26 protein-coding genes are annotated in these 24,396 nt (G+C 69.9%); 17 read left to right on the forward strand and 9 right to left on the reverse strand.

The features are described from left to right. Positions 1-40: 40 nt before the first annotated feature. The 6 genes from ACTOWL_RS04935 to ACTOWL_RS04960 are packed head-to-tail and all read left to right on the forward strand — an operon-like array spanning position 41 to position 6,163. On the forward strand, positions 41-751 hold the full coding sequence (locus ACTOWL_RS04935) for a DUF4129 domain-containing protein (protein ID WP_441320080.1): 711 nt from the start codon (positions 41-43) through the stop codon (positions 749-751). Next, the gene (locus tag ACTOWL_RS04940; protein ID WP_441320081.1) at positions 748-1,983 is read left to right on the forward strand and encodes a DUF4350 domain-containing protein; all 1,236 of its coding nucleotides are present in this window, start codon (positions 748-750) and stop codon (positions 1,981-1,983) included. Before ACTOWL_RS04935 ends, ACTOWL_RS04940 begins: the two co-directional genes overlap by 4 nt. Continuing rightward, positions 1,973-2,929 (forward strand): AAA family ATPase, encoded by a 957-nt coding sequence (locus ACTOWL_RS04945; RefSeq protein WP_441320082.1) that lies wholly within the window; start codon positions 1,973-1,975, stop codon positions 2,927-2,929. The genes ACTOWL_RS04940 and ACTOWL_RS04945 overlap by 11 nt, the downstream gene beginning before the upstream one ends. Next, a complete protein-coding gene (locus ACTOWL_RS04950) occupies positions 2,926-4,239 on the forward strand; it encodes a DUF58 domain-containing protein (RefSeq protein ID WP_441320083.1) in 1,314 nt (437 codons plus the stop codon). The genes ACTOWL_RS04945 and ACTOWL_RS04950 overlap by 4 nt, the downstream gene beginning before the upstream one ends. After that, positions 4,236-5,285 carry a stage II sporulation protein M gene (locus ACTOWL_RS04955; protein ID WP_441320084.1) on the forward strand — a complete coding sequence of 350 codons (1,050 nt, stop codon included), beginning with the start codon at positions 4,236-4,238 and terminating at the stop codon, positions 5,283-5,285. Before ACTOWL_RS04950 ends, ACTOWL_RS04955 begins: the two co-directional genes overlap by 4 nt. Then, positions 5,282-6,163, forward strand: coding sequence for an RDD family protein (locus ACTOWL_RS04960; protein ID WP_441320085.1), 882 nt, complete (start codon positions 5,282-5,284; stop codon positions 6,161-6,163). Before ACTOWL_RS04955 ends, ACTOWL_RS04960 begins: the two co-directional genes overlap by 4 nt. Positions 6,164-6,170: 7 nt before the next feature. On the opposite strand, the gene ACTOWL_RS04965 is transcribed toward ACTOWL_RS04960, so the two are convergent. The 4 genes from ACTOWL_RS04965 to mutM form a co-directional block, all read right to left on the reverse strand. After that, positions 6,171-6,917, reverse strand: a complete 747-nt coding sequence (locus tag ACTOWL_RS04965; RefSeq protein WP_441320086.1) for a hypothetical protein — start codon at positions 6,915-6,917, stop codon at positions 6,171-6,173. A gap of 172 nt (positions 6,918-7,089) precedes the next feature. Further along, positions 7,090-7,839: a hypothetical protein gene (locus ACTOWL_RS04970; RefSeq protein WP_441320087.1), complete on the reverse strand. Its 750-nt coding sequence runs from the start codon at positions 7,837-7,839 to the stop codon at positions 7,090-7,092. Positions 7,840-7,874: 35 nt separating this feature from the next. After that, positions 7,875-8,654, reverse strand: coding sequence for an enoyl-CoA hydratase (locus tag ACTOWL_RS04975; protein WP_441320088.1), 780 nt, complete (start codon positions 8,652-8,654; stop codon positions 7,875-7,877). Between the two features lie 39 nt (positions 8,655-8,693). Then, positions 8,694-9,524: a bifunctional DNA-formamidopyrimidine glycosylase/DNA-(apurinic or apyrimidinic site) lyase gene (mutM, locus tag ACTOWL_RS04980; protein ID WP_441320089.1), complete on the reverse strand. Its 831-nt coding sequence runs from the start codon at positions 9,522-9,524 to the stop codon at positions 8,694-8,696. Positions 9,525-9,571: 47 nt separating this feature from the next. Between mutM and ACTOWL_RS04985 the strand changes: the two genes are divergently transcribed. The 7 genes from ACTOWL_RS04985 to cysK all read left to right on the forward strand — a co-directional run bounded on the left by ACTOWL_RS04985 (position 9,572) and on the right by cysK (position 14,368). Then, positions 9,572-10,348: a class I SAM-dependent methyltransferase gene (locus tag ACTOWL_RS04985; RefSeq protein WP_441320090.1), complete on the forward strand. Its 777-nt coding sequence runs from the start codon at positions 9,572-9,574 to the stop codon at positions 10,346-10,348. 94 nt (positions 10,349-10,442) lie between these two features. Beyond that, positions 10,443-10,688 (forward strand): type II toxin-antitoxin system CcdA family antitoxin, encoded by a 246-nt coding sequence (locus tag ACTOWL_RS04990; protein WP_441320091.1) that lies wholly within the window; start codon positions 10,443-10,445, stop codon positions 10,686-10,688. A gap of 8 nt (positions 10,689-10,696) precedes the next feature. Continuing rightward, positions 10,697-11,014, forward strand: a complete 318-nt coding sequence (locus tag ACTOWL_RS04995) for a CcdB family protein (protein WP_441320092.1) — start codon at positions 10,697-10,699, stop codon at positions 11,012-11,014. A 125-nt stretch (positions 11,015-11,139) separates the two neighbouring features. Next, positions 11,140-12,369, forward strand: coding sequence for a bifunctional phosphopantothenoylcysteine decarboxylase/phosphopantothenate--cysteine ligase CoaBC (coaBC, locus tag ACTOWL_RS05000; RefSeq protein ID WP_441320093.1), 1,230 nt, complete (start codon positions 11,140-11,142; stop codon positions 12,367-12,369). Between the two features lie 10 nt (positions 12,370-12,379). Then, the gene (gene dut / locus ACTOWL_RS05005) at positions 12,380-12,838 is read left to right on the forward strand and encodes a dUTP diphosphatase (protein ID WP_441320094.1); all 459 of its coding nucleotides are present in this window, start codon (positions 12,380-12,382) and stop codon (positions 12,836-12,838) included. 3 nt (positions 12,839-12,841) lie between these two features. Continuing rightward, the gene (locus ACTOWL_RS05010; protein ID WP_429227651.1) at positions 12,842-13,300 is read left to right on the forward strand and encodes an RrF2 family transcriptional regulator; all 459 of its coding nucleotides are present in this window, start codon (positions 12,842-12,844) and stop codon (positions 13,298-13,300) included. Positions 13,301-13,393: 93 nt separating this feature from the next. Next, on the forward strand, positions 13,394-14,368 hold the full coding sequence (gene cysK, locus ACTOWL_RS05015) for a cysteine synthase A (protein ID WP_441320095.1): 975 nt from the start codon (positions 13,394-13,396) through the stop codon (positions 14,366-14,368). Positions 14,369-14,565: 197 nt separating this feature from the next. On the opposite strand, the gene ACTOWL_RS05020 is transcribed toward cysK, so the two are convergent. Continuing rightward, positions 14,566-16,164, reverse strand: coding sequence for an ABC-F family ATP-binding cassette domain-containing protein (locus ACTOWL_RS05020; protein WP_441320096.1), 1,599 nt, complete (start codon positions 16,162-16,164; stop codon positions 14,566-14,568). A gap of 152 nt (positions 16,165-16,316) precedes the next feature. Between ACTOWL_RS05020 and ACTOWL_RS05025 the strand changes: the two genes are divergently transcribed. Further along, complete coding sequence (locus tag ACTOWL_RS05025) at positions 16,317-17,420, forward strand: DmpA family aminopeptidase (protein WP_441320097.1); 1,104 nt, start codon at positions 16,317-16,319, stop codon at positions 17,418-17,420. A 95-nt stretch (positions 17,421-17,515) separates the two neighbouring features. Here ACTOWL_RS05025 and ACTOWL_RS05030 read toward each other — a convergent pair whose 3' ends face one another. The 4 genes from ACTOWL_RS05030 to ACTOWL_RS05045 form a co-directional block, all read right to left on the reverse strand. After that, positions 17,516-18,634 (reverse strand): site-specific DNA-methyltransferase, encoded by a 1,119-nt coding sequence (locus ACTOWL_RS05030; RefSeq protein WP_441320098.1) that lies wholly within the window; start codon positions 18,632-18,634, stop codon positions 17,516-17,518. A gap of 48 nt (positions 18,635-18,682) precedes the next feature. Further along, complete coding sequence (locus ACTOWL_RS05035) at positions 18,683-19,303, reverse strand: ribonuclease HII (RefSeq protein WP_441320099.1); 621 nt, start codon at positions 19,301-19,303, stop codon at positions 18,683-18,685. 81 nt (positions 19,304-19,384) lie between these two features. After that, a complete protein-coding gene (locus ACTOWL_RS05040; protein ID WP_441320100.1) occupies positions 19,385-19,609 on the reverse strand; it encodes a hypothetical protein in 225 nt (74 codons plus the stop codon). A 14-nt stretch (positions 19,610-19,623) separates the two neighbouring features. Further along, entirely contained in the window at positions 19,624-20,730 is a 1,107-nt protein-coding gene (locus tag ACTOWL_RS05045; RefSeq protein WP_441320101.1) for a PA0069 family radical SAM protein, read from the reverse strand. Positions 20,731-20,895: 165 nt separating this feature from the next. Here ACTOWL_RS05045 and rpsT point away from each other — a divergent pair, with 165 nt between their 5' ends. From rpsT to dnaN, 3 genes are all read left to right on the forward strand, one after another. Beyond that, positions 20,896-21,156 (forward strand): 30S ribosomal protein S20, encoded by a 261-nt coding sequence (gene rpsT / locus ACTOWL_RS05050; RefSeq protein ID WP_441320102.1) that lies wholly within the window; start codon positions 20,896-20,898, stop codon positions 21,154-21,156. Between the two features lie 512 nt (positions 21,157-21,668). Further along, positions 21,669-23,060 (forward strand): chromosomal replication initiator protein DnaA, encoded by a 1,392-nt coding sequence (gene dnaA, locus ACTOWL_RS05055; RefSeq protein WP_441320103.1) that lies wholly within the window; start codon positions 21,669-21,671, stop codon positions 23,058-23,060. Between the two features lie 186 nt (positions 23,061-23,246). Continuing rightward, a complete protein-coding gene (gene dnaN / locus ACTOWL_RS05060; RefSeq protein ID WP_441320104.1) occupies positions 23,247-24,380 on the forward strand; it encodes a DNA polymerase III subunit beta in 1,134 nt (377 codons plus the stop codon). Positions 24,381-24,396 lie beyond the last annotated feature (16 nt).

Consider the following 24,396-nt stretch of genomic DNA (forward strand, 5'->3'; position numbering starts at 1 on the left):
ATCCTGGCGGCAGTCTTTCCCATCCGAAGGGACCTGCTTCATGTCGGATGGCTGCGTGGCGGGGCGCCGTCCCGCCGCAGCACCAGGACCGGGTCGCTTCCGCCTGGCCATCGCCATGGCGCTGCTTCTGGCCATCGGCATCGGAGACGCCCGGGCCGCGGATCAGGCCACCCCCGGACAGGCCGCCGCCGCAGCGGTGCGCGCCGACGACATCCAGACCGAGCTGCCCACCGCCGTGCCGCCCCCCGAGCCGGCCGGAGCGCTGTTCAGCCTGTCAGGCTCGGCCCTCAACGTCAGCCTGTGGATCGCGATCCTTTGCGCCCTCGCGGTCCTTGCCTATTTCATCAGCGACATCCTGCCCCGCGGCGGCATCGCCCGGCGGTCGCGCTGGGGCACGGCCGCAGACGCGGCCGACCCGCTGGCGCCGCGCGGCGGCGAGGCGGTGCCGGCCGCCGCCGACCAGCTGGCGCAGCAGGGCCGCTTCGCCGAAGCCATCCACGCGCTGCTGCTTCAGGGCCTGAGCGACGTGCGCAAACGCCTGGACCTGCGCTTCGCCGATTCCCTGACCAGCCGCGAGATCGTGCGGCGGGGCGGCCTGCCGGGTGGCGCGCAGCGGCCCCTGCAGGACATCGTCGAACGGGTCGAGCGCGCCTATTTCGGCACTCACCCGACCGGGGCGGAGGACTACCGCGCCTGCCGCGATCATTACGAGGCGCTGCGACAGGCCCTGCGCGAGGGGGCGCGCGCATGACCGACGCCTCGGTGTTCGCGCCGCGGGTCCTGCTCGGCTGGGTCGCGGCGATCGCGGCCGCCTTCGCCTTCTCGATCTATTTCATGAGCGCCGGCAGCGGGACCGGCGACCACACCGGTCCGGTCGTGAGCGGGCCCAACGCGCTGTCCCGTTCGGCGATCGGCTATGCCGGCCTGGCGGGGATGCTGCAGCGCCTGGGGCTGCCGGTGGTGACGCGGAACAACGGCCGGAGCGAGACGCTGCGGCCGGGCAGCGTCGTCATCATCGCCGAGCCGCAGCCTTCGGCGGAGGCGGAGGAGAGCGGCTTCGCCATCGGCCGGGCGACCGGCGTGCTGTATGTGCTGCCGAAGTGGCGCGGCCTGCCCAGCCAGTCGCATGCCGGCTGGATCGAAGATGCCGTCCCGCTGCCGCCCGGCAACGCCGACTGGACGCTGGCGCGCGCCGGCGCCGAAGGTCATGTCGTGCGGGTCGCGCCGCCCGCCGCCTGGACCACCAACACGCTGGGCCCGGCGCCCAGCCCCGGGCCGATGCTGCAACTGATCGCCGACAGCGACCTGACCCCGATCGTCGCGGCGGAGCAGGGTATCCTGATCGGCGAGACACGGCGGGACGGGCGGTTGATCCGGGTCGTCGCCGACCCCGACATCCTGTCGAACCAGGGGCTGCTGAAGGGCGAGAACGCCGCCCTGGCCCTGCGGCTGGTCGAGGGGCTGCGTGGCGGCGGCAACGTCGTATTCGACACCACCGTCCGCGGCACCGCGGCCGGCAAGGCCCCGGATCTCGACCTGCTGCGGCTGCTGATCCGACCCCCCTTCATCTGGGTCACCCTCCTGGCGCTCGCGGCTGTCGCCATGCTGCTGTGGGCGGCCATGCCGCGCTTCGGCAAGCCGGACGCCACCCCCGAACTGTTCGCCGCGGGCAAGCGGCCGCTGCTGCGCAACGTGGCCAACCTGCTGGAGTTCGCCGGCCATCAGGAGGTGGTGGCCACCGGCTATGTCCAGTCGACCATCCGCACCGTGGCCCGCCGCCTGCACGCCCCGCGCGACCTGGCCGGCGGCACCCTGATCGACTGGCTCGACCGGGTCGGCCGCGCGCGCGGCGTCACCATCGACCTGCCGCGCGTCGTCGCCGGTCTCGACCCGGCGGCCGCCTCGGCCTCCGACCGCACAGCGCTGATCCGGGCCACGAGCGATATCCATCGCTGGAAACGGGAGATCCTGAATGGACTTTAGCCGCATCCAGGCCATCACGGACGGTATCCGGGGGGAGGTCGGAAAGGTCGTCGTCGGCCAGGATGAGGTGATCGACCTGCTGCTGACCGCCCTGCTTTGCGGCGGCCATGTGCTGATCGAAGGCGTGCCGGGGACCGCGAAGACGCTGATCACCCAGGCCTTCGCCGGCAGCATGGCGCTGCAGTTCGGCCGCATCCAGTTCACGCCGGACATGATGCCGGGCGACATCCTCGGCACCAACCTGTTCAACTTCCAGACCAACAGCTTCTCGCTGACCAAGGGCCCGATCTTCACCCAGATCCTGCTGGCCGACGAGATCAACCGCACCCCGCCGAAGACCCAGGCGGCGCTGCTGCAGGCGATGAACGAGCGCTTCGTCACCATCGACGGCAAGGACTATGCGTTGGGCGACGAGTTCATGGTGGTCGCCACCCAGAACCCGATCGAGCAGCAGGGCACCTATCCGCTGCCGGAGGCGCAGCTGGACCGCTTCCTGTTCAAGGTCCTGATCGACTATCCGTCGCGCGACGAGGAGCGGGCGATCGTCGCGCGCCACGGTCACCGCTCGGCGATGCCGCGGCTGGCCGATTTCGACCTGGCGGCGGTGGTCCGCCCCGAGGATTTCGCCGAGGCGCGCCGGGCGGTGGCGGAGATCCGCCTGTCAGACGTGCTGATCGACTATGTCGTCGACATCGTCCGGGCCACGCGCCAGCACAGTGCGATCGAGACCGGCGCCTCGCCCCGCGCCGCCAACATGATGGCGACGTCGGCCCGGGCCTATGCCGCCCTGCAGGGCCGCGACTTCGTCATTCCCGACGACATGAAGACGCTGGCCGAGCCGCTGCTGCGGCACCGTATCGTGCTGTCGCCAGGCGCCGAGATGCAGGGCCTGACCGGCGGCCAGGTGATCCGCGCCATCCTCGAGCAGATCCCCGCGCCGCGATGACCCTGCCGACCCCCCTCGCCGTGCTGGTGTTCGCGCTGGGCGTGCCGATCGCGCTGCTGGCCGTGGTGGTCGACCCGCGACTGTGGAGCCTGGGCGTCAGCTACGGCTTCCTGGTGCTGGCGGCGATGGCCACCGACGCCCTCCTGGCCGTGCCGCGGCGCGCCCTGACGGTCGAGCTGCAGGCGCCGGACCGGATCCATATCGGCGAGACCGGCGTCGCCGAGATCCGCGTCGGCACCACCGGCCGCACCCGCACGACCCGGTTCGAGGTCCTGCCGGAACAGCACGGCCCGCTCGACCCCGCCCGGCTCGACCGGCTGGAGCCGACATCCGGCACCGGCGCGCAGGGCCGCCTGGTGCTGACGCCGCGGCAGCGCGGCCGGATCATCATCGATGCCGTCTGGCTGCGCTGGCAGGGCCCCCTCGCCCTGGTCCGCCGCATGCATCGTTTCGCGGTCGACGCGGCCATCGACGTCGTGCCCAATGTCCGCGGGGCCCAGCCCGGCGCGCTGCAGTTCTTCTCGAACGAGGCGGTGTTCGGCACCAAGACCCAGCAGCAGCACGGCGAGGGCTCGGAATTCGAGGCCCTGCGCGACTTCACCGTCGGCCTCGACCGGCGCCACATCGACTGGAAGCACTCCGCCCGCCACCGTCGGCTGCTGTGCAAGGAGTTCCAGATCGAGCGCAACCACCAGATCGTCTTCGCCTTCGACACCGGCTACCTGATGCGCGAGCGGATCGCCGGCATCCCGCGGCTCGACCATGCCATCAACGCGGCGCTGCGGCTGGCCTGGATCTGCCTCCGCGCCGGCGACTTCGTCGGCATCTGCGGCTTCGACGCCCGGATCCGCAGCTATCAGGCGCCGACCCGCGGCCGGTCGCGCTTCGCCAGCATCCAGCACGCGATCGCGGCGCTGTCCTACAACACCGAGGAGACCAACTTCACGCTCGGCCTGGCCGAGCTGAACCTGCGGCTGCGGCGGCGCGCCCTGGTGGTCCTGTTCACCGAGTTCGTCGACACGGTGACGGCGGAGCTGATGATCGGGAGCCTGCAATACATCGCCAACCGCCATGTCGTGGTTCTGGTGACGCTGCGCGACGGCGACCTGCAGCAGGCGGTCGATGCCGAGCCGAAGGACTTCGCCGCGGTGGCCGAGGCGATGATCGCCGAGGGCTTCCAGCGCGACCGCGGCGTGGTGTTCGAGCGGCTGGAGCGCATGGGGCTGCATTGCATCGACGTGCCCAGCACGGAGATCTCCGTCGCCTTGATCAACCGCTATCTGCTGATCAAGCAGCGCGGCCTGATATGACGCCGCCCGCCGACACCAACGCGGCCGAGGGGGCCGGCGACCCGGCGACGATCGTGCTGCGCAGCAGCGAGTTCCGGCATGGGCGGGAAGACGCCTGGCGGGAGCTGGAGGAGCTGGTCGAGCGGGCGGAACGGCATGGCCTCGGCACCCTCGGGGCCGAGGAGCTGCAGCGCCTGCCGCTGCTGTACCGCTCGGCACTGTCCTCGCTGTCCGTCGCCCGCGCCATCGCCCTCGACCGCAATCTGCGGCTGTATCTCGAGAATCTCGGGCTGCGCGCCTTCCTGCTGGTGCACGCGCCGCGTCATGGCCTGCTGGAGGGCATCCGCGACTTCCTGTGGCGCGGCTTCCCGGCCCGGGTGCGCGCTTCGGGCCGGCCGATCCTGCTGGCCTTCGCCGCCATCGCCCTGGGCATCGTCGCCGGCTATCTGCTGGTGGCGGGCAACCCTGCCTGGTTCTCCAGCCTGGTGCCCGGCGACCTGGCCGGCGGCCGGTCCGAGAGCAGCACGCGCGAGGAGCTGCTGGAGGACGAGATCTTCGCCCCCTGGCCCGGCTTCACCCAATCCTTCATCGTGTTCGCCAACTTCCTGTTCCGGCACAACACGCTGGTCGGCCTCCTGACCTTCGGCCTCGGCATCGCCGCGGGCATCCCGACCCTGCTGCTGCTGCTGTATCAGGGGCTGGTCTTCGGCGCCTTCGTTGCCCTGCACCAGGACCGCGGGCTGCTGCTCGACTTCGTCGGCTGGGTCTCGATCCACGGGGTGACGGAGTTCGGCGCCATCATCCTGTGCGGTGCCGGCGGCCTGGTGGTCGCACAGAACATCCTGTTCCCCGGCCGTCGCTCGCGGCTGGCCAATGTCGCCTTCCGCGGTCAGGACGCGGCGCAGCTGGTGGTCGGCGCCGTCCTCATGTTCCTGATCGCCGGGCTGATCGAAGGCGGGCTGCGGCAGCTCGTGGCCGACACCCCGGCGCGCCTCGCCATCGCCGGCCTGACCGCGATCCTCTGGCTGGCCTATTTCACCCTGGCCGGGCGGAAGGTCGCGCGATGACCGTCGCCGCCGACCGCGTCTCGGAATTCCTGGAGGGCGTGCGACGCAGCCGGCGCGAGATCGTCACGCCGGAAGGCGTGGCCCTGCCGGTGGACCTGGCCGAGCATGGCGGACGGGCGGCGGCCTTCGCCATCGACATGGTCATCTGGCTGTGCACGACGATTGTGCTGTACCTCGTCATCGTCGCCGCGCTGCGGCACGGCGGCGCCAGCGGGATCGTGATCACCCTGGTGCTGTTCATCGCCTTCCTGGTGCGCAACCTGTACTTCATCTATTTCGAGCTGATCTGGCGCGGCGCCACGCCGGGCAAGCGGGTCTGCGGCCTGCGCGTGATCGACCGGCGCGGCGGGCCGCTGACGCCGGCCGCCGTCGTCGCCCGCAACCTGACGCGCGAGGTCGAGATCTTCCTGCCGCTCGGCGCGGTGCTGTCGCTCGGCCCCGGGGCCTGGACGGATCTGTTCCTCGTCGCCTGGCTGCTGCTGCTCACGGCCCTGCCGCTGTTCAACCGCGACCGCATGCGCGGCGGCGACTTCATCGCTGGCACCATCGTCATCGCCGTGCCGAAGCGGATGCTGCTGGCCGACCTGGTCCAGGCCTCGGCGCGCCACCGGTTCACGCCGCAGCAGCTCGGCGCCTACGGTGCCTTCGAGCTGCAGATCCTGGAGGAGCTGCTGCGCCGGCCGGCCTCGGCCGACACCGACCGGCTGCTGGCCGATGTCTGCGGCAAGATCTGCCGCAAGATCGAGTGGACGGCGCCGGTTCCGGCCGCGGAGATCCGACGCTTCCTGACCGAGTTCTACACGGCGGAGCGCGCCCATCTCGAACAGGAGCAGCTGTTCGGGCGGGCGCGGGCCGACAAGCACAGCCAGCCGGGCTGAGGCCGCCTCAGTCGAAGACGCGCGCGATCTCCTCGATGTCGACGCCTTCCTTGGCCACCCGCAGTTGGTAATAGACGACCCCGTTCACCACCGCGCCGAAGGCGGAGACGATGGAGGTCAGCGCCAGGGGGCCGAAGACGGCGGCGTACAGCCCCATCGTCCCCAGGATCACTTCGGCGAGCGCCTGGACGGCGGCGCTGGCGATCACCACCACGACGAGGATGCCGAAGATGCGCCAGCGGTGGCCCTTGGTGAGGACGCCGCTGCGCGACAGGCTGGCGAACACGCCCGGCCGCTCGACGACGGCGGCCGGGACCGCGACGTAATAGGCGCAGAACACCATGATGCCGGGGACGATCAGCAGAATCATGCCCAGCATGACCAGCACGCCGACAGTGATCGAGACGCCGAGGATCGGGATCAGCGCGCTCAGGCCGATCGTCAGGCAGCGGCCCACCGAGAAGCTCTGGTTCCGGAGCGTCTGGACGACGCCATAGATGATCGCACCATTGGCGATGAGCGAGCCGAGGAAGCCGAGGAAGCCACTGATGCCGGCGGCCATCCCCGGGTTGCCTGCGCCGACCCCCTGGGTCAGGACGAAGAGGTAGAGGAACACCGGCAGGTTGGACAGCAGCGCCAGCACCAGGAAGGCCACAAAATGGCGGCTGAATATCTCGAACGACCGGCTGAACGCGTCGCCGACGCGGAAATCGCCGATGCCCCGGTCGGGCATTGCCACGGACGGATCGACCATATCATCTCCCCCTCGCAAACGGCGGCGATCCGATGGATCCGCCGCGACTGCCGGAGACGGCCCCCCCGCATAGGCCCGCCCCGCTCCGGCCCCTCAGAAACTTACACCGAGTTCAGGGATGAATTGCGGCAAATTGTCTCCGAAGCCATCGATTCGAGGAATTGATGCGGGGTCAGTCGAACACGCCGGCGAGGGTCTCGATGTCGACGCCGTCCTTGGCCGCGCGCAGCTGATAGTAGACCACCCCGACCACCACGGCACCGTAGGCGCTCAGGCAGACCTGCAAGAGCTGCTGGGCAACGGCGATCTCGACCGGGCCGAGCGCCCTGCGGGCGACGAAACCGAAGAGCGCACCCAGGATCACGCCGACCACGAACAGCAGGACGGCAATGGCGAGGATCCGCCAGCGCGAGCCGGCGGTCAGGCGCCGGCTGCGGGACAGGCTGGCGCGGATCCCGGCCTCCTCGACCACGCAGACCGGCACGGCGACATAGAAGGCACACAGCACGATCAGGCCCGGAACCAGCAGGGCGACGGCCGCCAGGACGGTCAGGAGCGACACGGCAATCGAGACGCCGATGATCGGAAACAGGCGGCCCAGGACGATCTCCAGCGAATGCCCGACCGAGAAGGGCTGCCGGCGCAGTTGCAGTACGACGCCGTAGATGATGGCGCCGTGGGCGATCGAGCCGCAGGCCAGCATCAGGAAGGTGTTGACCGTGATCGCGAAGCCCGCTCCGCCGCCGACCCACCCCGCCAGGCGGGCGGCGATGAAGAGATAGACCGGGACATGGGCGATCACGGCCAGCAGGACGAAGGCGCCGAAGCGGCGCCGGAAGATGTCGAAGGCCCGGTCGAGCACGTCGTCGACCCGGAAGGGGCTCGTGCCCGGTGCTGGCATCGCCGCGGCAGACTCCGCCATGGTCGCAGCCCCTCCCCGATCCGCGGCGGCGGCCGTCAGCGGTGCTTGAACTGCGCCGGCCGCTTCTCGGTGAAGGCGGCCATGCCCTCGCGCCGGTCCTCGGTGGCGAAGGTGGCGTGGAACAGGCGCCGCTCGAACAGGATGCCCTCGGCCAGCGGCGTCTCGTCGGCGCGGTGCACCGCCTCCTTCGCCATCATCGTGATCGGCAGCGAATAGCCGGCGATGGTTTCCGCCGCCTTCACGGCCACGGCCAGCAGCTCGGCCGCCGGCACCACGCGGGCGACCAGGCCCGACCGCTCGGCCTCCGCCGCATCCATCATCCGGCCGGTCAGCACCATGTCCATCGCCTTCGACCGGCCGATCAGCTTGGTCAGCCGCTGGGTGCCGCCGGAGCCGGGGATGGTGCCCAGCTTGATCTCCGGCTGGCCGAACTTCGCCGTGTCCGCGGCGATGATGAAGTCGCACATCATCGCGATCTCGCAGCCGCCCCCCAGGGCAAAGCCGGCGACCGCGGCGATGATCGGCTTGCGCAGCTTGGTGATGCAGGTCCAGTTCTCGATCAGGTTGCCGCGATAGGCGGCGATGAAGTCCTTCGACGCCATCTCCTTGATGTCCGCCCCGGCGGCGAAGGCCTTCTCCGAGCCGGTCAGGACGACGGCGCCGACGCCGTCATCGGCGTCGAAGGCCGCCAGGGCCTGGCCGAGATCCCGGAAGATCGCGTCGTTCAGCGCGTTCAGCGCCTGCGGCCGGTTCAGCGTGATCAGGCCGACCCGCCCCCGGGTCTCGACCAGGATGGTCTCGTAGCTTGCGGTCATGAAACGCTCCTCCGCATCTTCGATTGATCGAACGCCCGGTCAGCGCTGGCAGACCGGGCAGAAGAAGGTGCTGCGGCCGGACTGGACGAGGCGCCGGACCGTGCCGCGGCATCCTGGCGTCCGGCACGGCTCGCCCTCGCGGCCGTAGACCGACCAGGAATGCTGGAAATAGCCGAGTTCGCCATCGACCTGGACATAGTCGCGCAGGGACGAGCCGCCGGCCTCGATGGCGCGCTGCAGCACCGCCTTGATCTCCGGCACCAGCCGCGCCGCCCGCACCCCGGCTACCGAGGCGGCGACCCGGCGGGGCGAGATATGCGCTGCCCACAGCGCCTCGCAGACATAGATGTTGCCAAGGCCGGCGACGACGCGCTGGTCCAGCAGCGCCGCCTTGATCGGCGTGATCTTGCGGGCCAGCGCCTGGTCGAGAGTGGCGGCGTCGAACTCGTCCGACAGCGGCTCCGGCCCCAGCGCCTCCAGCGATTTGTGGGTGTGCAGCGCGTTCTGGCTGACCAGGTCCAACATGCCGAAGCGGCGGGTGTCGTTGAAGGTGACGACCGACCCGGCCTCGGTCTCGAACACCACATGGTCGTGCGGGCTGACGACCTGCGGTCGGCCCTGGGTGACCATCATCCGGCCCGACATGCCGAGATGGATCAACAGCACCATGCCGTCATCGAGATGGATCAGCAGGTATTTGGCGCGGCGGTCCAGGCGCACGACCCGGCGGCCGGTCAGCCGCTCGACCATCCGCTCGGGCAGCGGGAAGCGCAGGTCGGGGCGGCGCTGCTCGACGCGGGCCAGGCGCTGGCCTTCCAGGACGGGCACAAGGCCGCGGCGAACGGTCTCGACTTCGGGGAGCTCGGGCATGGCCGGCACACTGGCACGACCCGGCGCCGGACGCTATGGTCCCGGCCATGAGCGACGCGCCCCACAATCCCGAGTCCCGCTGGTTCGGCGACACCGAGGTCGACCCGACGGAGAAGACCCACCGCGTCCACGGCGTCTTCAGCAGCGTGGCCAGGCGCTACGACCTGATGAACGACCTGATGAGCGGCGGCGTCCACCGGCTGTGGAAGGCCCAGTTCATCGCGGCGATCCGGCCCCGCCCGGGCGAGGTCCTGCTGGATGTGGCCGGCGGCACCGGCGACATCGCCTTCCGCTTCCTCGACCGCGCCGGCGTGGACAGCACAGGCCGGGGCGCCCGCGCCATCATCTGCGACCTGACCGAGGGCATGGTCGCGGTCGGCCGCGACCGGGCGATCGATCGCGGCCGGGTCGGCCCGATCCTGCACATGGTCGGCAATGCCGAATCGCTGCCGGTCGCCGACCGGTCGGTCGACGTCTACACCATCTCCTTCGGCCTGCGGAACGTGACCCGGATCGACGACGCGCTGCGCGAGGCGCGGCGGGTGCTAAAGCCCGGCGGGCGCTTCTTCTGCCTGGAGTTCAGCAAGGTCGTGCTGCCGGGCCTGGACCGCGCCTACGACCTCTACTCCCGCGCCGTGATCCCGCGCCTGGGCAAGGTGGTGGCCAAGGACGAGGACAGCTACCGCTACCTGGTCGAGAGCATCCGCCGCTTCCCCGACCAGCCGAGCCTGGCCGAGCGAATCGAGGCCGCCGGGCTGGAGCGGGTGCGCTGGACCAACCTGTCGGCCGGAATCGCCGCCATTCACACCGGCTGGCGGATCTGAGGGTTCGGATCGGGCAATCCAGGCCCGATGATTGCATTGATCCAAGACTGCGCATAAAATTCACCAGCCTTATGCGCATCGATTGGATGACGACATGCTCACCCGCTACCGGGAAGACGCTCCGAAGAAGCCCGTCAACTGCAGCATGAACAGCGACCTCGTGGCTCGGGCGAAGGCCATGGGGATCAATGTCTCCGCTGCTGCCGAAGCCGGTCTCCTCACCGCCATCGAACAGGCCGAGCGCCGGCGGATCCAAGAGGAAACCGATGCCTTGATGAAGTTCTGGAACGAGCACGAGGCTCGATACGGATCGCCTGCCGACGAGTATTGCGAGATCTGAAGCCGCCGATGGCGCAATTCGATGTGCATCGGAATCTCGGAACGACGAGGGCGGAATTCCCTTACCTCGTCGTTCTGCAGTCGAGCCTGTTCCAGGAGTCGCGGCGGCGCGTGGTCATTCCGCTGACCCGGACCACCGCCAGGCTTCCCCAAGCCGAGCGGTTGAATCCGGTGTTCGAGATCGAGGGCGAGGCCTTCTCCCTGATGACCTTGGCCACTCTCAGCCTTCCGAAAGATCGCCTGGGGCCGCTGGTGACCAACCTCGCCGCCGAGAGCGACGCCATCGTCGCCGCAATCGACTGGATGATGAACCGAGGTTTTGGGTAGGATTTCACGGCCCTCGTCGCGCATTTCGTCGCAAGCGGTGATTGTAGGACTTGCCGAATCCGGCTGGGCGCCCTAAAGAACATTCATGCGATGTAATTCGCCCTCCGCCGCCTTGGGAACCTGCCGTGACGCTGACGCTGCGTGACCGCCGCATCCTGCTGGTCATTGCGGGCGGCATCGCCGCCTACAAGTCGCCGGACCTGATCCGCCGACTGGGCGAGCGTGGGGCCCGGGTGCGCTGCATCCTGACCAAGGCCGCGGCCGAGTTCGTCACCCCCCTCACCCTCGCGGCCCTGACCGAGGACAAGGTCTATGGCGAGCTGTTCTCGCTGACCGACGAATCGGAGATGGGCCACATCCGGCTGTCGCGCGACGCCGACCTGCTGGTGGTGGCCCCGGCCACCGCCAACATCCTGGCGCGGATGGCGGCCGGCCTGGCCGACGACCTGGCCACCACCGCCCTGTTGGCCACCGACAAGCCGGTGCTGGTGGCGCCGGCGATGAATGTCCGCATGTGGGACCATCCGGCGACGCGGGACAACCTGGCGCTGCTGCAGCGGCGCGGCGTGCGCCTGGTCGGCCCGAACCAGGGCGAGATGGCCTGCGGCGAATACGGCTTCGGCCGCATGTCCGAGCCTCTGGAGATCGTCGCCGCCGTCGAGGCCTATTTCACCGAGTTCGACCGCTTCGGCACCGGCGGCCCGTTGCAGGACCGCCACGTCATCGTCACCAGCGGCCCGACCCATGAGCCGATCGACCCGGTGCGCTACATCGCCAACCGCTCCTCCGGCAAGCAGGGCCACGCCATCGCCGCCGCCCTGCGCCAGGCCGGGGCGCGGGTGACGCTGGTGGCCGGCCCGACCCATGAGCCGGCGCCGCACGGCGTCACCGTGGTGCCGATCGAGACCGCCGACGAGATGCTGGCCGCCTGCCGCGCCGCCCTGCCGGCCGACGCCGCGGTCTGCGCCGCCGCCGTGGCCGACTGGCGGGTCGCCGCGCCCTCCGGCCAGAAGATCAAGAAGGGTGCCGGCGGGCCGCCGGCCCTGGCTCTGGCCGAGAACCCCGACATCCTGGCGACGCTGAGCGCGCCCGGCGCCGACCGGCCGGCCCTGGTGGTGGGCTTCGCCGCCGAGACCGAGGACGTGATCGCCCATGCCCAGGCCAAGCGCGCCCGCAAGGGCTGCGACTGGATCCTGGCCAACGACGTGTCGCCCGGCACCCAGGCGTTCGGCGGCGATTCGAACATCCTGCACCTGATCACCGCCGAGGGCGCCCAGACCTGGCCGCGCTTGAGCAAGGCCGATATCGGCACCCGCCTGGCCGGCGCGATCGCCCGCCATTTCGAGAAAGGCTGATCCCGAGCCGATGACCGAAGCCGTCTCCATCGCCGTCACCCGCCTGCCGCATGGCGCCGACCTGCCTTTGCCCACCGCCGCCACCGCGCAGTCGGCCGGGCTGGACCTGCTCGCGGCCGTGGCGGAGCCGGTGACGGTGGCGCCCGGACGCCGGGTGCTGATCCCGACCGGCATCGCCATCGCCCTGCCGGGCGGCTGGGAGGCGCAGGTGCGCCCACGCTCCGGCCTCGCCCTCAAGCACGGCATCACCATCGTCAACGCGCCCGGCACGATCGACTCCGACTACCGGGGCGAGATCGGTGTGGTGCTGATCAACCATGGCGACGAGCCGGTCGCCATCACCCGGGGCATGCGCATCGCCCAGATGGTCGTGGCCCGCCACGCGATCGTCGCCTGGGACGAGCGGCCGAACCTCGACGCCACCGCCCGCGGTACGGGCGGCTATGGATCCACCGGAACGGGAGCCTGACGGATGTTCCGCCTGCCGAAGAAGATGCTGTTCGCGATCGAGGCGGTCCTCGACATCGCCTACAACGCCGTCGACACGCCGGTGCAGAGCGCCGAGATCACCAAACGCCAGGGCATCCCGCGCCGGTATCTGGAGCAGGTGCTGCAGCAGCTGGTCCGGGTCGACATCCTGACCGGGGTGCGCGGGCCTCGCGGCGGCTATCGCCTAGCCCGGGAGCGCCGGCGGATCACGGTCGGCGAGATCGTCCGCGCCATCCGCTCGCTGGAGACGGCGGCGGATGACGAGGAGGCGCTGCCGCCGGGATCCCGTCTGGGCCAGGAGGTCGTCCGTCCGCTCTGGGCCGAGCTGCAGGAGGAGGCGGTCAAGAGGCTCGACGCGCTGAGCATCGAGGATCTGGCCAATCAGGCCCGCGAGAAGGGCATCCCGCGCGAGCGGGCTGCCCCCGTCGACTTCTCGATCTGACAGAGACCGTCCGGGTTGATCCGAGCGGCTGGCCTTCCCCAGGGCCGGCGCGTATAAATGTTGAACGCCAATTTAACGCCCTTGGAGAGTAATATGTCCTCTTCCACCGCCGGGAAGACCGAGTTCCGAGGCAAGATCTACGACTCGATCCTCGACACCATCGGCGCGACCCCACTGGTGCGGGTGAAGAAGCTGGCCGAGGCGCACGACGCCAGGGCCGACATCCTGGCCAAGCTGGAGTTCTTCAACCCGCTGTCCAGCGTCAAGGACCGCATCGGCCTGGCGATGATCGAAGGGCTGGAGGCCGCGGGCAAGATCAAGCCGGGCGTCAGCACCCTGATCGAGCCGACCTCGGGCAACACCGGCATCGCGCTGGCCTTCGTCGCCGCGGCCAAGGGCTACCGCCTGATCCTGACCATGCCGGAGACCATGTCGGTCGAGCGGCGCAAGATGCTGAAGCTCTTGGGCGCCGAGTTGCACCTGACCGAGGGCCCGAAGGGCATGAAGGGCGCCATCGCCAAGGCCGAGGAACTGGTCCAGACCATCCCGAACGCGATCATCCCGCAGCAATTCGAGAACCCGGCCAACCCGGAGATCCATCGCCGCACCACGGCCGAGGAGATCTGGAACGACACCGATGGCGGCGTCGACATCCTGATCTCCGGCGTCGGCACCGGCGGCACCATTACCGGCGTGGCCGAGGTGATCAAGCAGCGCAAGCCCAGCTTCAAGGCGATCGCGGTGGAGCCGGAGGACAGCCCGGTGCTGTCCGGCGGCAACCCGGGCCCGCACAAGATCCAGGGCATCGGCGCCGGCTTCGTGCCCGGGATCCTGAACACCAAGATCATCGACGAGGTCGTGCGGATCTCGAACGAACGCGCCTTCCAGGTCGCCCGCCAGGCGGCGAAGCTGGAGGGGCTGCCGGCCGGCATCTCCTCCGGCGCCGCCCTGGCCGCGGCGCTCGAGGTCGGCGCCCGGCCGGAGAACGAGGGCAAGAAGATCGTCGTGATCATCCCCTCGATCGCCGAGCGCTACCTGTCGACCGCGCTGTTCGAAGGGCTGGATTAAGTTCCGCCTTCTCAGTGCGTGCGGGGGAAGCGGGCCTTCGGGCCCGCTTCTTACGAGCCCGCCCGATACTGCTACTGGCGCGGCCGCCTGATGGCGGTTTCTGCGCTTCCGGTGCTCACGGACTATAACGTCCGCTGCGCGCCGGTTCTCGAAACCACCACCAGCCGACTCACGCCAGCGCAGTCTCGAACGAGCTCTCATTTGTGCCCCGGCAGCGGGACGACCCGGCCGATGCCGACCGCGGCGAGGAAGTCCGGGTCGTGGCTGGCCACCAGCAGGGCGCCGTCATAGCCGGCCACCGCCCGCTCGATCGCCGCGATCGAGTCGAGGTCGAGATGGTTGGTCGGCTCGTCCAGGATCAGCAGCCGCGGCGGCCGCGGCCCGCCCAGCACGCAGGCCAGCGCCGCCCGCAGCGTCTCGCCGCCGCTGAGGTCGCCGACCCGGCGCAGCGCCGTGTCGGCGCGGAACAGGAAGCGCGCCAGCGCCGCCCGGCAGGCATTGTCGGTCGCGTCTGGATGCATCGCCCGGAAGTTCTCCAGGATGGTTCGCTCCGGCCGCAGCCCGCCGGCCCGCTGGTCGAGCATGGCGATGCCGCCGCCGAAGCGCCGGACCCGGCCCTCGTCGGACTCCAGCTCCCCGGCCGCGAGGCGCAGCAAAGTCGATTTGCCGGCGCCGTTCGGTCCGGTCACCGCCACCCGCTCCGGCCCGGTCAGGGCGAAGGACAGGTCTTGCAGCACCGGCCGCGCCGCGCCCGGCGGCGCCCAGGAGACATGCTCGAAGGCGAGGACGGATGTGCCGGCGGCCAGCCCGGTGGACGGCAGCGACGCCGCCAGCGTCTCGGTCCGCTCGACCGCGGTGCGCGCCTCAGCCAGCGCCGCCTCGGCCCCCTCTTCCCGGCGGTCGCGCAGGCCGGTCTGGCGCCCCTGGCTCTGCCCGGCCTTCTCCTTCTTGAAGTCCAGCAGGATCTTGGCCTGGCCACCGCCGGCGCGGGATTTCCGGGCGCGGGAATCGCTGCGGGCCTTGCGCTCCAGCGCCGCCTGCCGCTCCCGCGCCAGCCGCGCCGCCTCCTGCTCCGCATGCGCCAGGCCGCGCTGCGCCGCCTCGGCATCGGCCTCGCGCCGGGCGCGGTAGTCGTCCCAGTTGCCGCCATAGAAGCGAGCGCCGAGGCTGGAGAGCTCGACGATCCGGTCCATCCGGCGCAGCACTCCGCGGTCGTGGCTGACCACCAGGGCGCCGCCGCGCCAGCTTTCCAGCAGGGCGCAGACGGCATCGCGGCCGTCGGCGTCGAGATTGTTGGTCGGCTCGTCCAGCACCAGCATGTCCGGCGGGTCGACCAGCAGCCCGGCCAGGGCCAGGCGGGTGGCCTCGCCGCCGCTGAGGGTGCCGAGCGGCCGGCGCAGGTCGAGATCGGCGGGCAGGCCGAGCCTGGGCAGCGCCGCGGCCGCGCGCTCCTCCACCGTCCAGTCGGCGGCGGCGAGGTCCTCCTCGTCGCCCTGCCCCGCCAGCAGCCGGTCGAGCCGGGCCAGGGCCGGGGCGATGCCGAGCGCGTCGGCGGCGGTCATGCCGGGCATGACCCGGACGGCCTGGGGCAGCAGGCCGATGCGGCCCTGGCGCACGATCCGGCCGGATTGCGGCGGGATCTCGCCCAGCAGCAGGCGCAGCAGCGTCGACTTGCCGACGCCGTTGCGGCCGACGAGGCCCGTCCGTTCCGCCCCGAAGGCGAGCGTCAGATCCTCGAACAGCGGGCGATGGTCAGGGGTGTGGTGGGACAGCGACTCGGCGGCAAGGAGAGGCATGGCGGCTCGACGGATGCAGCGTGACGGGGCGGGTGAAGTGCCGTTCCGTCCTGCGTTCCATCGGGGCCCCTCCTGCTGTGCGAGGCCGGCAGCATAGACAGCGTGCCGCCGCCGCGCTAGCCCGGAGGGGCGACGCAGCCGAGGAGCCGACGATGACGCATAAGCCGCGGGCCCGGGAGCTGGGCATCCCCTTCGACGGCGAGCCCGGGCCGCTCAACGCCATCACCGACATCGCCGGGATCGAGGTCGGGTTCGCCACCATCATCACCGGCGACGGCAGGCTGGAGGTCGGGCGCGGGCCGGCCCGCACCGGCGTCACCGCCATCCTGCCGCGCGGACGGGTGTTCGACCCGGTCTTCGCCGGCACCGCCGTGCTGAACGGCAATGGCGAGATGACCGGCACGATCTGGATCGAGGAATCGGGCTTCCTCGAAGGGCCGGTGATGATCACCAACAGCCACAGCGTCGGCACCGTGCGCGACGCCGTGGTCGGCTGGCAGGGCCGAAACCGGCTGGTGGCGCCGCTGGACCACGACATCTACTGGTGCCTGCCGGTGGTGGCAGAAACCTATGACGGGACCCTGAACGACATCAACGGCTTCCACGTCACGGCTGAGCATGCGGTCGAGGCCCTGGACGGCGCCCGGCCGGGACCGGTGGCGGAGGGCAATGTCGGCGGCGGCACCGGCATGTCGCTGTTCGGATTCAAGGGTGGTACCGGCACGGCCTCGCGTCAGCTCTCACCTGAGGAGGGCGGCCACACCGTCGGCGTGCTGGTGCAGGGCAATTTCGGCCGCCGCAAGAACCTGATGATCGCCGGCGTGCCGGTCGGGCACGAGATCCCGGACCTGCTGCCCGACCCGGCCTCGGACCGCGACACCGGCTCGATCATCGTCGTCATCGCCACCGACGCGCCGCTGCTGCCGCACCAGCTGAAGCGCCTGGCCCGGCGCGCGCCGGTCGGCATCGCCCGCACCGGAGGCTATGGCGCCAATGGCAGCGGCGACATCTTCCTCGCCTTTTCAACGGCCAATCCCGGTGCCTTCAGCCGCAAGGACAGCCGGCTGGTGCAGGTGCTGCCGAACGACGCCATGGACGGGCTGATCGAGGCCGCGGCCCAGGCGACCGAGGAGGCGATCGTCAACGCCCTGGTCGCGGCCGAGACCATGACCGGCCGCGACGGCAACACGCTGCATGCGATCCTGCATGAACGGCTGCGGGAGATCCTGAGGAAATACAATCGGCTGGCAAGCTGAACTAAGGTGAGATGTAGGTTGGGTTCGCTCTTGCGAACCCAACGCAAGTTCAGGCTGCAAGATGTTGGGTTCGCGGGGCGAACCCAACCTACGATTCAATGCACCGCCATCTCGGCCCGGATCTTCTGGCGCAGCAGGTCGATCGGGGCCAGCCGGTCGCGCTGCGCCTCGTAGTGCCAGAAGGTCCAACCGTTGCAGGACGGCGCGCCCTGCAGCGCCGCGCCGACCCGGTGGATCGACCCGGCATGGTCGCCCTCGCTGTTGCTGGCGATCAGCGTGCCGTCGGCCCGCACCTTGGCGACGTAGCGGCGCTGGGTGTCGAACAGCCGGTCGCCCGGCCGCAGCATGCCGCGCTCCAGCACCCAGCCGAAGGGCACGCGCGGCGCCTGGCGCTTCGACAGGGTGTCGAGCATGCTCGGGTCGGCCGGCGACTCGATCGCGGCGATGCGCTGGGCGGCGACCCGGGCATAGATCTCCTCGCGCTCGACGCCGATGAACCTGCGGCCCAGGCGCTTGGCCACGGCGCCGGTGGTGCCGCTGCCGAAGAACGGGTCGAGGATGGTCTCCCCCGCCCGGGTCGAGGACAGCAGGACGCGCCACAGCAGGGCCTCCGGCTTCTGCGTCGGATGCGCCTTGCGGCCGTCGATCTTCAGGCGCTCGCCGCCGCTGCAGATCGGCAGCGTCCAGTCGCTGCGCATCTGCAGTTCCTCGTTCAGCGCCTTCATGGCGTCGTAGTTGAAGGTGTAGCGGCTGTCGGGCGACTTGGCGGCCCAGATCAGCGTCTCATGCGCGTTGGTGAAGCGGGTGCCGCGGAAGTTCGGCATCGGGTTCGCCTTGCGCCAGACGATGTCGTTCAGGATCCAGAAGCCGAGATCCTGCAGGATGGCGCCGACCCGGAAGATGTTGTGGTAAGTGCCGATCACCCATAGCGTGCCGTCGTCCTTCAGCGCGTGGCGCGCCGCGGTCAGCCAGTCCCGGGTGAACCGGTCATAGGTGGCGAGGTCGCTGAACTTGTCCCACTCCGCATCGACGCCGTCGACCCGGCTCTCGTCCGGCCGGCGCAGCTCGCCCCCCAACTGCAAATTGTAGGGCGGGTCGGCGAACACGCAATCGACCGAGCCGGCGGGCAGCGATCGCATCGCCGAGATGCAGTCGCCGAGGACGATTCGGCAGCCCGGCGGCAGGCGCTCGGTGATGGTGGGTGATTCGCTCATAGGGCGACGATGATTCGCCGCGGAGTCGCCGTCAATCCCCCGTTTGAATCAGCCGGTTATGGCGAGTCGCTGCAGCACCGGGGCAAACGACCGGCGATGATGCTCGCAGACCCCGATGCGGTCGAGCGCGGCGATATGCTCGGGCGTGCCGTAGCCGGCGTTGCGTTCCCACCCATAGCCGCGATGGAGGGTGGACAGACGCAACATCTCGTGGTCACGCACAACTTTTGCGAGGATCGAGGCCGCCGCGATCGACAGCGACAGGGCGTCGCCGCCGACCACCGCGCGGCCGTCGCAAGGCAGTCCGTCGGGCACCTTGTTGCCGTCGATCAATGCGATCTCCGGACGCTCCGGCAGGGCATCGAGCGCCCGCCGCATCGCCAGCATGCTGGCCTGGAGGATGTTGATTCGGTCGATCTCCTCGACCGTCGCCCAGCCGATGCCGACCTGCGCCACCGCCCGGATGCGCGGCACCAGCGCCTCGCGCCGCTGTGCCGTCAGCACCTTGCTGTCATCTATAAGGAGAGCGAGATCGGGGTCGAGCGGCCGGATCAGCACCACCGCCGCGGCCAGCACCGGGCCGGCCAGCGGGCCGCGGCCGACCTCATCCAGCCCGGCGACGCTCCGCACCGGGGCGCCGCACTCGATCTCGAGACTCCAATCCGGCATGCCCACCCTCCTGGTGGAGGGCATAGCGCCGGCGGGCCGAAGAGCCAAGGCCGAAGCGTCGGGCCGGTGCTCAGCCGCGATTCAAGCGGGCTGATCCGAAAGGTCGAGACGCCGCTCGATCCGGTCGAGCCGATCGTGGATGCGATCGAACCGCCCGCCGATTTCGGCGCGGAACTCGGCGCCATCGCGCTCCAGATGCGCCAGATGCCGCTCGATCGCCGCAAGGCGGACGCGCTGCTCGCGCTGTTCCGACCGCATCTCCGCCACGTCGGCGCGGACGGCGCGCAGAAGCTCGATGACGGACATCTGACCGCCCCTCCTTAGAACAAGGACATCTGATCCCCCGGCCGCGGCGGCGGGGAGAACTGGGTGGTGTCGAGGGTCCAGCGCTTGCGGTCGAGGCCGAGGCGGCGGACGGCGTGGTTGAAGCGGGCCCGGATCAGGTCGGCCACCGGCCCCTCGCCGCGATGCCGCTCGCCGAAGCCGGATTTGTAGAGCCGGCCGCCGCGGGTCTGGCGGATCAGCGACATCACCCGGCCAGCCCGGTCCGGCGCATGCGCCTGCAGCCATTCCTCGAACAGGCCGGCGATCTCCAGCGGCAGCCGCAGCAGGGTCCAGCCGGCGGCGGTGGCGCCGGCCTTCACCGCCGCCTCCAGCACCTGCTCCAGCGAATGGTCGTTGAGGCCGGGGATCATCGGCGAGGTCAGCACGATCACCGGGATGCCGGCCTGGGTCAGCTGGCGCATCGTCTCCAGCCGGCGCGGCGGCGTCGCCGCCCGCGGCTCCAGCGTCCGCGCCAGCTCGCGGTCGAGGGTCGACAGCGAGATGCAGACCGCCGCCAGTCCCTTGGCCGCCATCGGCGCCAGCAGGTCGATGTCGCGGGTGATCAGCGCCGATTTGGTGACGATGCCGAGGGGATGGTTGAAGCGCGACAGCACCTCGATCACCCGGCGGGTCAGCTTCAGCTCGCGCTCGATCGGCTGGTACGGGTCGGTGTTGGTGCCCATCGCCATCACCGCCGGGACGTAGCCGGGGCGCCGCAGCTCGGCCTCCAGCAGCTCTGGCGCGTCCGGCTTGTAGAACAGCTGGGTCTCGAAATCGAGGCCGGGCGACAGGCCCAGCCAGGCATGGGTCGGCCGGGCGAAGCAGTAGATGCAGCCGTGCTCGCAGCCCCGGTAGGGGTTGATCGAGCGGTCGAACATGATGTCCGGCGAGTCGTTGCGCGTGATGATGGTGCGGGCGGTGTCGACATGCAGCTGCGTGCGCAGCGGCGGCTCCTCCTCATCCTCCGGCGCCATTCCCGCCCAGCCGTCATCGACCCGGTGCCGGGTCGCGGCCTCGAAGCGGCCGGTGTGGTTGCTGACCGCACCGCGCCCCTTGCGCGGCTGGTCCGGCAGTTCGTCGAGTTCGGGGGGCTTGATCGGCATGAGAACAAATATAGAACAAAAGAACCGGCTTGCCAATACCCCCCGGGCAGCCCCACATGTCGGCCGCAGGCAGCGCCGAGACTCGTCTTGACGCCCGGGCGCGAAGGGACTATCAAGCGCCCTCGATTTTCTTGGGGCCGTCGTGGGCCCGAACTGGGACCGACAATGGCCAACCACAAGTCCGCCGAGAAGCGCATCCGCCAGACCGAGCGTCGCACGGTCGTCAACCGCAACCGCGTCAGCCGCATCCGCACCTTCGTCAAGAAGGTCGAGACGGCGATCGAGTCCGGCGACAAGGCCGCCGCGGCCGAGGCGCTGAAGGCGGCGCAGCCGGAGATGCATCGCGGCGTCACCAAGGGCGTGCTGCAGAAGAACACGGTCGCGCGCAAGCTGTCGCGCCTGTCCGGCCGCATCAAGGCTCTCTAAGCCCGGAACACCGAGAAGCCGTTCCGCGGCGGTGGCCGCGGAACGGCTTTTCTCATGTCCAGGGGAACGGTGGATGCGGCACAACCTGCCGCGGTCCGGGACCGTTTTTTGCGTTTTAGGGTGGTCCGGATTTGTTCCGTTGCCAGCCCTTGCCCACCCTGCATATGATCGTCGTTCGCCTGCTATCGGCAGGTTGAAGATCGCCTCAGGACACAACTTGCCCGGCTACCAGCCTTCATCATGAAGATTGGCAGAAGTCCGTGAGCGTCCCTGAGCAACACTCGTACACTTTCTATTAATCAGACTCGCGGCTTTATAAGTAGCTGCGAGGAATTGTTCCTGCGTGTCGGTCGTGATACTGTGATTATTACAGTTTGAGTTCTGGAGCATGGCAGCCGCGCAGCGGGGATCGGATGCCGCTGATGGTGGGAACGGGTACAGTCCGGGTCGTGGATGGGCAGCGCGTCGCGGCCGCCGGAGTCGAAGAGGGGACGGAACGCAGCATGTCGTCGATGGGGGGAGTCATCGCATCGATCGAGCAGCAATGGGGCCGCGTCTGCGGCCGGTTGCGCGAGGAGGTGGGAGAGGGCGCCTTCAAGAGTTGGCTGCGCCCGGTCGTCGTGGTCGATCTCGAGGGCGGTGAGGTCCGCATCGCCGCCCCCACCCGCTTCATGCGCGACTGGGTCGCCGCCCATTACGCCGACCGCATCCGCAACCTGTGGCATTCCGAGAATCCGGACATCCACAGTGTCGATGTGATCGTGGTGCCCGACCGTCTGGCCGCCAAGCCGGCTGCGGCGGCGCCCGCCGCGACCGCGCCGGCCTCGCGCGCCGGGTCGCCGGCGGCAAAATCGGAGCGCCCGCCCGAGTCGGCGACCGAGTTCGGCGCCGTGCTCGACCAGCGCTTCACCTTCGACAATTTCGTCGTCGGCAAGCCGAACGAGCTGGCCCATGCCGCCGCCCGCCGGGTGGCGGAGGCCAACAGCGTCACCTTCAACCCGCTGTTCCTCTATGGCGGGGTGGGTCTGGGCAAGACCCATCTGATGCACGCCATCGCCTGGCACATCCGGCAGAAGCACCCGGAGCGGCGCGTGCTCTACATGTCCGCCGAGAAGTTCATGTACCAGTTCATCCGTGCCCTGCGGTTCAAGGACACGATGACGTTCAAGGAGATGTTCCGCTCGGTCGACGTGCTGATGATCGACGACGTGCAGTTCATCTCCGGCAAGGACTCCACCCAGGAGGAGTTCTTCCACACCTTCAACGCGCTGGTGGACCAGAACCGCCAGGTGGTGATCTCGGCCGACAAGTCGCCCTCCGACCTCGAGGGGATGGAGGAGCGGCTGCGCTCCCGCCTCGGCTGGGGCCTGGTCGCCGACATCCACCCCACCACCTACGAGCTGCGCCTGGGCATCCTGCACGCCAAGGCGGAGACCGCGCGGGTCGACATCCCGGGCAAGGTGATGGAGTTCCTGGCCCACAAGATCACCTCCAACGTGCGCGAGCTGGAGGGGGCGCTGAACCGCATCACCGCCCATGCCGAGCTGGTGCACCGGCCGATCACCCTGGAATCGACCCAGGAGCTGCTGCACGACCTGCTGCGCGCCTCCGACCGCCGGGTCACCATCGACGAGATCCAGAAGCGGGTGGCCGAGCACTACAACATCAAGGTCGCCGACATGCATTCGGCCCGCCGCGCCCGCACCGTGGCCCGGCCGCGCCAGGTGGCGATGTACCTGTCGAAGCAGCTCACCCCGCGCTCGCTGCCGGAGATCGGCCGCAAGTTCGGCGGCCGCGACCACACCACGGTGATGCATGCCGTGCGCAGGATCGAAGAGCTGTGCAGCGAGGACCGCTCCTTCGCCGAGGATGTCGAGCTGCTGCGCCGCATGCTGCAGGTCTGAACCCTCCCGACTCCGGAGACTGGTCACGGCGGCCGGAAAATCTGCCCGGCACCGTGTCCGGCCCTGCGCCTGCCTCTCGCCACCGCCGCCGGCTTTCGGCTATAGTGCGCCCCCGCCGCGTCGGCCGGGCGTCTGCCCGCCCCGATGACCCAGTCCGGCGGCCGGCATCGTCGAAGTGGAATCGGGATGAAGCTGATCATCGAGCGGGCCGCCCTTCTGAAGGGCCTGAGCCATGTGCAGAGCGTCGTCGAGCGGCGCAACACCATCCCGATCCTGTCCAATATCCTGTTGCGCGCCGAGGGCGGCGCGCTGCGCCTGACGGCCACCGACATGGATCTCGAGATCGTCGAATCCGTGCCGGCGGAGATCCAGGCCCCGGGTGGCACCACCGCCCCGGCCCACACCCTCTACGACATCGTCCGCAAGCTGCCGGACGGCAGCCAGGTCGAGATCGAGACCAACCCGGACGGCGGGTCGCTGACGCTGCGCGCCGGCCGGTCGAACTTCCGGCTCGGCTGCCTGCCGGTCGAGGACTTCCCGAGCATGGCGGGCGGCGAGTTGAGCCACCGCTTCACCATCGCCGCCGGCGACCTGCGGGTGATGATCGACCGGACCAAATTCGCGATCTCGACCGAGGAGACGCGCTACTACCTGAACGGCATCTACCTGCACGCCGCCAAGGCCGACACCGTGCCGGTGCTGCGCGCCGTCGCCACCGACGGCCATCGCCTGGCCCGGGTCGAGATGCCGCTGCCGGACGGCGCCGACGGCATCCCCGGCGTGATCGTGCCGCGCAAGACGGTGATGGAGCTGCGCAAGCTGCTGGACGAGAGCGGCGAGACCGTCGAGGTCGAGCTGTCCGAGACCAAGACCCGCTTCACCCTGCCGGGATCTGCGGGCGACGGCGTGGTCCTGACCTCGAAGCTGATCGACGGCACCTTCCCGGAATATGAGCGGGTGATCCCGAGCGGCAACGACAAGATCCTCGAGGTCGACGCCAAGGAGTTCGCCAAGGCGGTCGACCGCGTCTCCACCATCTCGACCGAGAAGAGCCGGGCGGTGAAGCTGACGATCGAGAACGGCTCGCTGACGCTGTCGGCCAATTCGGCCGAGCAGGGCAGCGCCACCGAGGAGATCGAGGTCAGCTACGAGGCGGCGAAGATCGAGATCGGCTTCAACAGCCGCTACCTGTTGGACATCACCCAGCAGATCGAGGGCGACGGCGCCCGCTTCGCCATGGCCGATGCCGGGTCGCCGACCATCGTCCGCGACACCGCCGATTCCAGCGCGCTGTACGTGCTGATGCCGATGCGGGTGTGACGGCTTGAACCGAGCA

Origin of the sequence: Inquilinus sp. CA228 (genome assembly GCF_052078665.1) — a bacterium.
Lineage (GTDB): Bacteria > Pseudomonadota > Alphaproteobacteria > DSM-16000 > Inquilinaceae > Inquilinus.